This window comes from Moorena sp., assembly GCF_982860115.1.
Genome location: NZ_CEYLVT010000293.1, coordinates 1 through 8162, shown reverse-complemented (window position 1 = coordinate 8162; position 8162 = coordinate 1). Strand labels below are relative to the sequence as shown.

The following is an 8162-nucleotide window of genomic DNA, read 5'->3' as shown; positions in this document are numbered from 1 at the left end:
TCCCTACTCCCTACTCCCTACTCCCTACTCCCTACTCCCTACTCCCTATTCCCTACTCACAGCTCAATTCATATAACTTTCCACTAAAGTCAAAATCTTTTGTTCTTGAAATCCATCCGCTAAATCTTTGAGTTTATTAGCAAAAGGCCGATAATCATCATGGAGATGTTCGATGAACATAGCGCGCTCGCGAATCTTTCTCATACTGCCGAGCATGGCCAATTCATAGAGTACTTCTATTTCCTCAGGGGGCGGCGGGATAATTCCTGCTGTCTGACCTGAGATCGTGCCATTTTTGCTCAAACCCATGTCATCCATTGGTTCATACACCCACTGAATTGGTAAATATTGCTCCAATAAAGCGAATAATTTATTCTGGTCAATCGGTTTGGAGACAAAAGCTTGACAGCCGATTATCTTACTCTTGTTCTGATCCATATCCAGGAAGCTAGCTGAGACAGCAATGATGGGTATGTCTTTAATTTCAGGAATTTGTCTGATTTCGTTAACAGCTTCAAAGCCAGTTTTAACTGGCATGACTAAATCAGTCAAAATCAGGTCGGGGTGAAGTTGAGCCGCCATATATACTGCTTGTTCACCATCCTCGGCGGTGACGATATCAAAGCCGATCGGTGCGAGCATGTTAAGCAAAACTAAGCGATTTTCCAGTTGGTCATCCACCACCAAGATTTGGCATCGTTTACCCTTGTAGCCCTTAATTTGACCGACTATTTCCGGTGTGACCTTGGTAACGGTTTTGACCACAGGAAAAGGCATGTCAAACCAGAAGGTAGACCCTTTACCGAAGTCACTGGTTACCATCAGTTGACCCCCCATTAACTCCACCAGTTGCTTAGAGATAGCTAAGCCTAAGCCAGTGCCAGCAGAGCGCCGTTGGGTATCACCCACTTGTTCAAAGGGTTGGAAAATTATTTCTAACTGTTCCGGGGACATGCCAACGCCACTATCAATGACTTCAAAACGGATAATTGAAGCGGTTTGTTGTTGGTCAATTACAGGAAGTTTCGCCCCCCTAGCCCCCCAACTTTGGGGGGTTCTTGAGTTAAAGTCCCCCAGAATTGGGGGATTTAGGGGGCTTGCAGCTGTCTGTAGTGAGGTCAATTCATTTGAAAACGGCTGTAAGCTAACTCGCAACGTGACGTGACCATGGTCAGTGAATTTAACAGCATTACTTAACAAATTCAGCAGTACCTGTCGCAGTCGTTTATCGTCAGCTTTAATGCCATGAGGTAAGTTATCATCAAAGTTATATTGGAACAAGATATCTTTTTCATTTGCTCGCATCCGGATAATCCCTACCACACTGTCGAGGAAAATTTTGAGGTGTAAATCCCTGGGGTAGAGTTCCATTTTGCGAGCTTCAATTTTAGATAGGTCTAAAATATCGTTGATCAGAGTTAACAAATGGTTGCCACTTTGCTCAATAATAGTTAAGGCATCGATTTGCGTGCTGCCTAGGTACCGGTCTCGCTTCAGGATTTGAGCATAGCCAAGAATGCCATTGAGAGGAGTACGAAATTCATGGCTCATATTGGAGAGGAATTCGCTTTTAGCTTGGTTAGCGGCATCAGCCGCTTGTTTAGCTTGTGCTAATTGAACAGTGCGTTCGACAACTTTGTCTTCTAAATTGCTGTAAAGTTGAGCATTTTCGATAGAAATTGCGGCTTGGGGGATGAGCAGATTTAAGATTTCTAATCGGTCTGGTGTAAAAGCTCCAGTGGTAAGATTATTTTCTAGATAAAGTAAGCCAATGAGTTGACCTTGATTAATGATGGGAGTACACATCAGACTCCGGGGTTGCTGACGGATAAAATAGGGGTCAGCAGCTAACATAGTCTCAACCGTAATATCGTTGATGACTAAGGTTTCCGATTTCCACTTAACATAATTGATCGCACTTTGGGGAATATCTGGGCTTTCTTCCACTGGCATAGATGCCACGAAATCGATTTCATTAGCGGTTTCCATCGCCTGGAGCACTAACCGGTCACCTTTGACCAAAATCAGAGCACATTTGTCAGCTCCAGCATTCTCCATCACCACTTGCATCAAAGTGGAGTGCAACTGATCTAGCTGGATTTTCCCAGATATAGCCTGGGAGGCTTTGATCACCCTAGCCAAATCCAAAGCAGTGAAAGCCTTGGTAGTGGTGCTATTAATCCCTTCACTGGTGAGGTTGGTGATTGTTTCCCCGGTGCTTATATTGATAGTTTTCTGGGTAAGAATGGCACTGAGAAATTGGGGATAGCGAATTTCCAAATCCTCCACCTTCGCTTTTGCGCCCCAGTGACTATAGCCATAGTAGGCACAACTCAGATAGGCTTGGGCAATGGTTTCTTTACCCCACTCCAAGTAGAATTTGGCCGCCAGTTCATTAGCCAGGGCTTCGTCTTGGATGTATTGGTTTTCCTTTGCTCCAGCAATGGCGCGGTCATAATACTCCATAGCCTCAAGCTTTTGATCCAAAACACGATAGCGCTCCGCTTCTACTAAATAAAATTTGTGCAAATAATTCATCGGCGCATGGTCTGCCCATGTTTTGAGCTTGTCTTGATTGTGGGCTATTTTATCTAAACTTTGTTTTTGTTGAGCGTGATTCTGTTCAGGATACAGAGCTAAGCGAGTTAGAGAATCGTACCAATAGAAAACGGCAACAATGAAAACGGCTGGTGCTCCATCTAAATAATGTTTGGTAATGGTGGCATGTTGCCAAGCTTGCTGATAATCCTGAAATAGATAACACAGGAATAATTTGTACAGGTGTAGGGTGTAAATTGCCCTGAGGTTATTGAACTCCTGATGGAGTGGGAGCATGATCTGTTCGTCGTAGACTTCACCTTTTAAACAGCAATAATTCTCAGCTTGTCCTAGCAAGTTTAAGACCAATTGCCAGTTGATGGCCGTAAACTGACGTGGCATCTCTTGCTTGAGTTGATCAATCCCTTGATGATAGTTGCCAAAGGTTTGGTCAAGTTCAGCCAGCTGCTTGCCGAGCCAAAAGGAATGTTCTAAGTAGAACGTTGCACAGAAGGCAGATTGGTCAAAATCTCCAGTTTCTACCCCTACAGAGTAACCTTCTAGCAAAGAGGTTAATGTTTCTTTCAGATGCACTTTCCAGGGCTTTGTGCCGAAATTGACCACCAACAGTACTGTACATTTAAGCTGTTTAGCATTGAACCGTTCTAATAACCTCAGAGCCAGTTGACCGAAGCGATAGTTGCCATTGATATCTCCACAGAGCTGCCAGAGAATGACGGCGTAACCTGCATAGGACACAGCAGACAAAGGACAATTGCCATTTTGGAGGGAGAGATTGACCTGTTTCAAAACCACTAACGAAAACAGTACAGGTAGGGTCAGATAAGCAACTGGCATCAGTCGCCAGAGGATACTCATCGCCGCTAGTTTTTCCGGTGCGGTCATCACCGGTAAATTCATTAAGTGCTCAATCTCTTTACCCTCTAAACCTGACTGTGTCTGGTGTAGGGCCAGCTCAATATCCTCTGGAGTCGGCTGTTGGGGCAGTTCTATCCCCAATAATTTCAGCACTTGCAGCCCGGTGGTAATCGCTTGCTCACTCTGGTTTTGAGCTTTATAGGCGTCAATCAAAACTTCATAGGCTTTGATTTTGTCCAGTAGTGTTTTCCCTTGTGCCAACACCACCTGGACGATTTGCTCCATCTGTTCAAAGTCAGTATTGAGGTATGCCGCCTCGGCGGCAGCTTGATATAGGGCTAGGGTTAGGTCATACTGACGTTGCCAGCTATTTTCCCCTAGTAGTTCCATACCTACTGTTAAATATCGAAAAGCAGCCCCATAGGCCGTGGCCGCCTTAGCTTTTTCTCCAGCAATACGATTTAATTGAGCTAATTGATCTCGCTGAGGAAGATCGGTAATTAACTCCACACCATAATTCAACTGATTGACAATATCAAAAATCTTTTCTTCTCGTTCTGCTGTGGGGATATTTTTCAACAGCAGTTGCCCAATGGTTAGGTGGGTTAACTGTTTCTGGTCTTCCGGAATCAGAAAATAAGCCGCTTGCTGGACTCGGTCATGTAAAAACTTGTAACTTGGGGATTGCTGTTCCCGTAGCATGCACGCAGCGCATAGGGGCATTGAGAATTGGGGATTGGGGATTGGTAATTGGCGGAATTTTTCCTCAGTGCTTGATGGAGAATTACTATTAACACTATTAACGGTGAAGAATTTGTAAATTTCAGTGGTGGGTAACACCAACCCTTCTTGCAGAGATTTCCATAAAGAAGTCGCTGTCTCGGTTGGTGATTTATCATGGATAATCGCCAGGGTATCCAAATCAAATTGGTGACCAATACAAGCCGCTAGTTTCAAGACATCCTGAGTTTCTTTTGGCAACTTCTGTAACTGAAGTGCCATGAATTCAACCAGGTCATCCGTGAGGGCCAAGCGTCTAATTTGAGCAATATCACACTGCCAATACCCTTGCTCAAAATTAAAGGAGATTAATCGGTCGTGATGGAGGGATTTCAAGAACTGGGTAGCAAAAAATGGATTTCCTTTAGTTTTCTGAGCCACTAGTTCCGTCAGGGGTTGCGCCAGTTCTATCCCACACGTCAGGGTATCGGCAATCAGATGGTTTAAGTCAAATTTGCTCAGGGGTTCAAGGGTAATGGTATTCAGTTGGACGCCCACTTTGGCCATCTCGGACAACGTTAGCATCAACGGATGAGTTGGATTTACCTCATTATCTCGATAAGCACCAATTAGCAGCAGATAGGAGCTATTAGTTTCTGCCATCAACAATTGCAACAACTTCAACGAAGCCGAATCTGCCCACTGCAAGTCATCGAGGAAAATCACCAGGGGATGTTCCTTGGTGGTGAAAACTTGGATAAATTTACTAAAGAGCAAATTAAACCGATTTTGAGCCGCCGTACCAGACAGTTCGTCAGCAGGAGGCTGTTTGCCGATAATTCTTTCTAATTCTGGAATCACATCCACCATCACTTGACCATTCTCACCCACAGCAGACAGAATTTTTGCCTTCCACTGCATCAGTTGGCTATCGGTTTCGGTGAGTAATTGCTCCATCAAGTCCCGCAGTGCTTGGACGATGGCACTAAAGGGAATATTACGCTGGAACTGGTCAAACTTACCTTGAATAAAATAACCCCGCTGCCGCACAATCGGTTTTTGGACTTCATTGACCACAGCGGTTTTACCAATCCCGGAAAAGCCAGCGACTAGAATCATTTCTGTAGTTCCTTGAGTAACTAGCTCAAAGGCGGCGAGTAAGGTATCTACTTCCGGTTGACGGCCGTAGAGTTTTTCGGGAATTACGAAGCGATCGCAAATATCTCGACTACCCAACTTCATCTCAGCGTACGCGCCCAATCTGTGCCAGTGATAGGAACACTGTTCTAGGTCATACTTGAGTCCCAAAGCACTTTGATAACGGTCTTCAGCATTTTTAGCCATCAGTTTACTGATAATGTCGGACAGGAGTGGGGGAATAGCTCGGTTACGCTGGTGTGGAGGTAATGGTTGTTTAGCAATATGACAGTGAACCAACTCCATCGGGTCAGTAGTGCTAAAGGGTAACTCTGTGGTGAGCAACTTGTAGAAAGTTACCCCCGTCGAATAAAAGTCACTGCGGTAGTCAATTCCCCGATTCATCCGTCCAGTTTGTTCTGGAGACAGGTAAGCCAGGGTGCCTTCGAGGCAGTTAGGACTAGTCAGGATTTGGCTTTCTTTCGGGAGTAGAGAGGCAATACTGAAGTCGATGAATTTGACTTGACTGGTGGTGGGATTAATCAGGATATTCCTAGGCTTGATGTCTTTGTGGATCACTCGGTGGCGATAGAGTCCATCCAGGATAGAAGCGATTTGAATGGCGATGTGGAGAAATTCCTGAAGTGAGTGATCAGTGATCATACCGGGATGCTCTACATCATCCGTGATCGTTCTTAGGTCCTTCCTCAAGGTGGTATAGTCTTCCAGGGAGACCCCACCAAAGTCTTCCATCACCAATACCAAGGTATTTTGGTAGGACTCCAAGCTATAGATTTGGATAATGCCGGGATGGTCAAGATTTTTGGCAATGGTGTACTGATTACGGAACTGGACAAGTTCCTGGAAGCTGGGATAGGGATTATTGAGCAGTTTGAGTACTACTGGTGTTTCGTCTGAGTTCCTAGTGCCACGATAAACTACGGTTCTCGACCCATGGTAGACCAGGTCAGTGATGGAATAGCCTTTAATGTTGGGAGGAGTGGTGTTCATAGCTGACATACTTGGTGAGGGTATAGGGCCTCAGCGACCAATTCAACCGGACTCAATTTATAGATTTCCCATTTCCTCCACAGCAGGTAACATTAACTAGGCACTCAGGAGGTAGGTGCCATGGCAGGGTGGGGTGGGGAGATGGGGAGATGGGGAGATGGGAATAAACAAAGCTAGACTAAGGACAATTACCCAAGTGACACTAGCGGAGAATCTCAACAATGCTCAAACCCAAATTAACTTTGATTGCTTTCCTATCAACTACTGGAATTGCCAGTGCTGTTTTGTTGGGTTCAGTTACTCCAGCTGAATCTTGTATGTACAAGAAGTCCATTCACTACATAAGATCCGAGCAAGTAAATTGGTTACGCTCTCCTTGGGCAGCGGTTGTTACCTTGCCAGGACTAGCTATGGCAGCAGCTTTGTACCTGGGTAATCGCTATTATCTAAGGGATGGCCAGTGAGATCACCTCTGAAATTAAGTCCAGTTAATCATTTCAAAAATAGGTAAGTATTTAGCTATCAGCTGTCAGCCGTGAGCTAAAAGCTCACGCTACTTGAGGTGCCGTCAGTGGTCAGCCATTCGCGTAGCGTGGCTGATAGCTCAATACTGAATACTGAAAGCTCAATACTGAATACTGAAAGCTGAAAGCTGAAAGCTGAATGCTGAATGCTTACAAAAAAAATGATTACAATTGATTACAATAGTATAAACTATACTAGTCCTAAATCTGTGGAGAAATCACTATGAGTCAGGAAGAGGAAGTAACTTATACTCAAAAAACAGAGCGCCTCCAAGCCTTTACCCAACTAATTAAGTCAGTCGCTCCACTGATTTGGACTTTAGTAATTATTATTGTATTCATTCCCTTAGTCAGCAAACTTATCATCCCCTATTCGAGCAATTCTGCTCAAATTAACCCCTCAACTGAATCAACAGTTGTTATTGAACCCCGTCCCGACTTTAGTAAAGTTAATCAAGCGGTTGCTGATGCCGTAAAAGCATCTCACGCCAGTGCTGAAGCCTTTGCCGCCCAGGAGTTAGATGTTTGGGAAGCAGAGTTAATCCCCCGTGTGGATAGTTTTTTGGATTGGTATTTTGATTATTTCAATCAAAAAAAGATGGAGCTTTCAGTTCCGTTTATGTGGGGAGCATCTGCTATCATGCATCAAATCAATCCCAACCTTCCCTCTGGCAAGCAAGCCATTGACGCCAAACTTACTGAGACCTTCCAAAAAGAATTTTCTAAACGAGTACTACTTCCTCAGAATGCTCAAATGAGGATGGAACTAATCACGAATGATACGATTGAATTATATATGGCTGACTTGGGAAACAATCTTAGTGATATCCAAAGCCAATATCAAATTCCTCAAGGTCAGTGGGATAGATATATTAACGAAATTTCCACCACAATTAATGATACAGAAGGTAACCTATCCAATATTTCCCTAAAATTGTTAATTGGCGGTAGTGGTTACTTGGTCGCTAAACCTATTCTGGTTTCCATGGGAGGAAAAGTAGCGAGTAAAGTTAGCACCAAACTAGCTGGCAAAGCCGCCACCAAAATGGCAGCAAAAACTGGTGGTTTAGTAGCAACGGAGATAGGAGCAAGTATAATTGATCCCCTGGCTGGTATCGGGTTATTGATTTGGGATGTTTGGGATTACCGTCACACCCTGAAAGTCGAGAAACCTATTTTACGCAGCAATATATTAGGATACTTAAAACAAGTCAAAAAATCTCTGTTGAACAATCCTGAAACTGGGATTATGACAGCAATTTATCAGTTAGAAGAGGGGATTTTACAGTCGGTTGAATCGTAAGCGGTCAGCGGTCAGCGGTCAGCGGTCAGCGGTCAGCGGTCAGCGGTCAG

At 44.3% G+C, this 8162-nt stretch carries 3 protein-coding genes; 2 read left to right on the top strand and 1 reads right to left on the bottom strand.

Translation table 11 applies throughout. The features are described 5' to 3' along the window. Positions 1-63: 63 nt before the first annotated feature. A complete protein-coding gene (locus tag AC4II3_RS29495) occupies positions 64-6285 on the bottom strand; it encodes an AAA family ATPase (protein ID WP_488015208.1) in 6222 nt (2073 codons plus the stop codon). A gap of 221 nt (positions 6286-6506) precedes the next feature. On the opposite strand from AC4II3_RS29495, the gene AC4II3_RS29490 reads away from it, so the two are divergent. Further along, the gene (locus AC4II3_RS29490) at positions 6507-6749 is read left to right on the top strand and encodes a hypothetical protein (protein WP_488015210.1); all 243 of its coding nucleotides are present in this window, start codon (positions 6507-6509) and stop codon (positions 6747-6749) included. 283 nt (positions 6750-7032) lie between these two features. Continuing rightward, positions 7033-8112, top strand: a complete 1080-nt coding sequence (locus AC4II3_RS29485; RefSeq protein WP_488029238.1) for a hypothetical protein — start codon at positions 7033-7035, stop codon at positions 8110-8112. Positions 8113-8162 lie beyond the last annotated feature (50 nt).

What these genes read in the sequence shown, in the direction of transcription:
- AC4II3_RS29495 (WP_488015208.1), bottom strand. Translation starts at nt 6,285, where the DNA reads ATGAACACCACTCCTCCCAACATTAAAGGCTATTCCATCACTGACCTG.
- AC4II3_RS29490 (WP_488015210.1), top strand. Translation starts at nt 6,507, where the DNA reads ATGCTCAAACCCAAATTAACTTTGATTGCTTTCCTATCAACTACTGGA.
- AC4II3_RS29485 (WP_488029238.1), top strand. Translation starts at nt 7,033, where the DNA reads ATGAGTCAGGAAGAGGAAGTAACTTATACTCAAAAAACAGAGCGCCTC.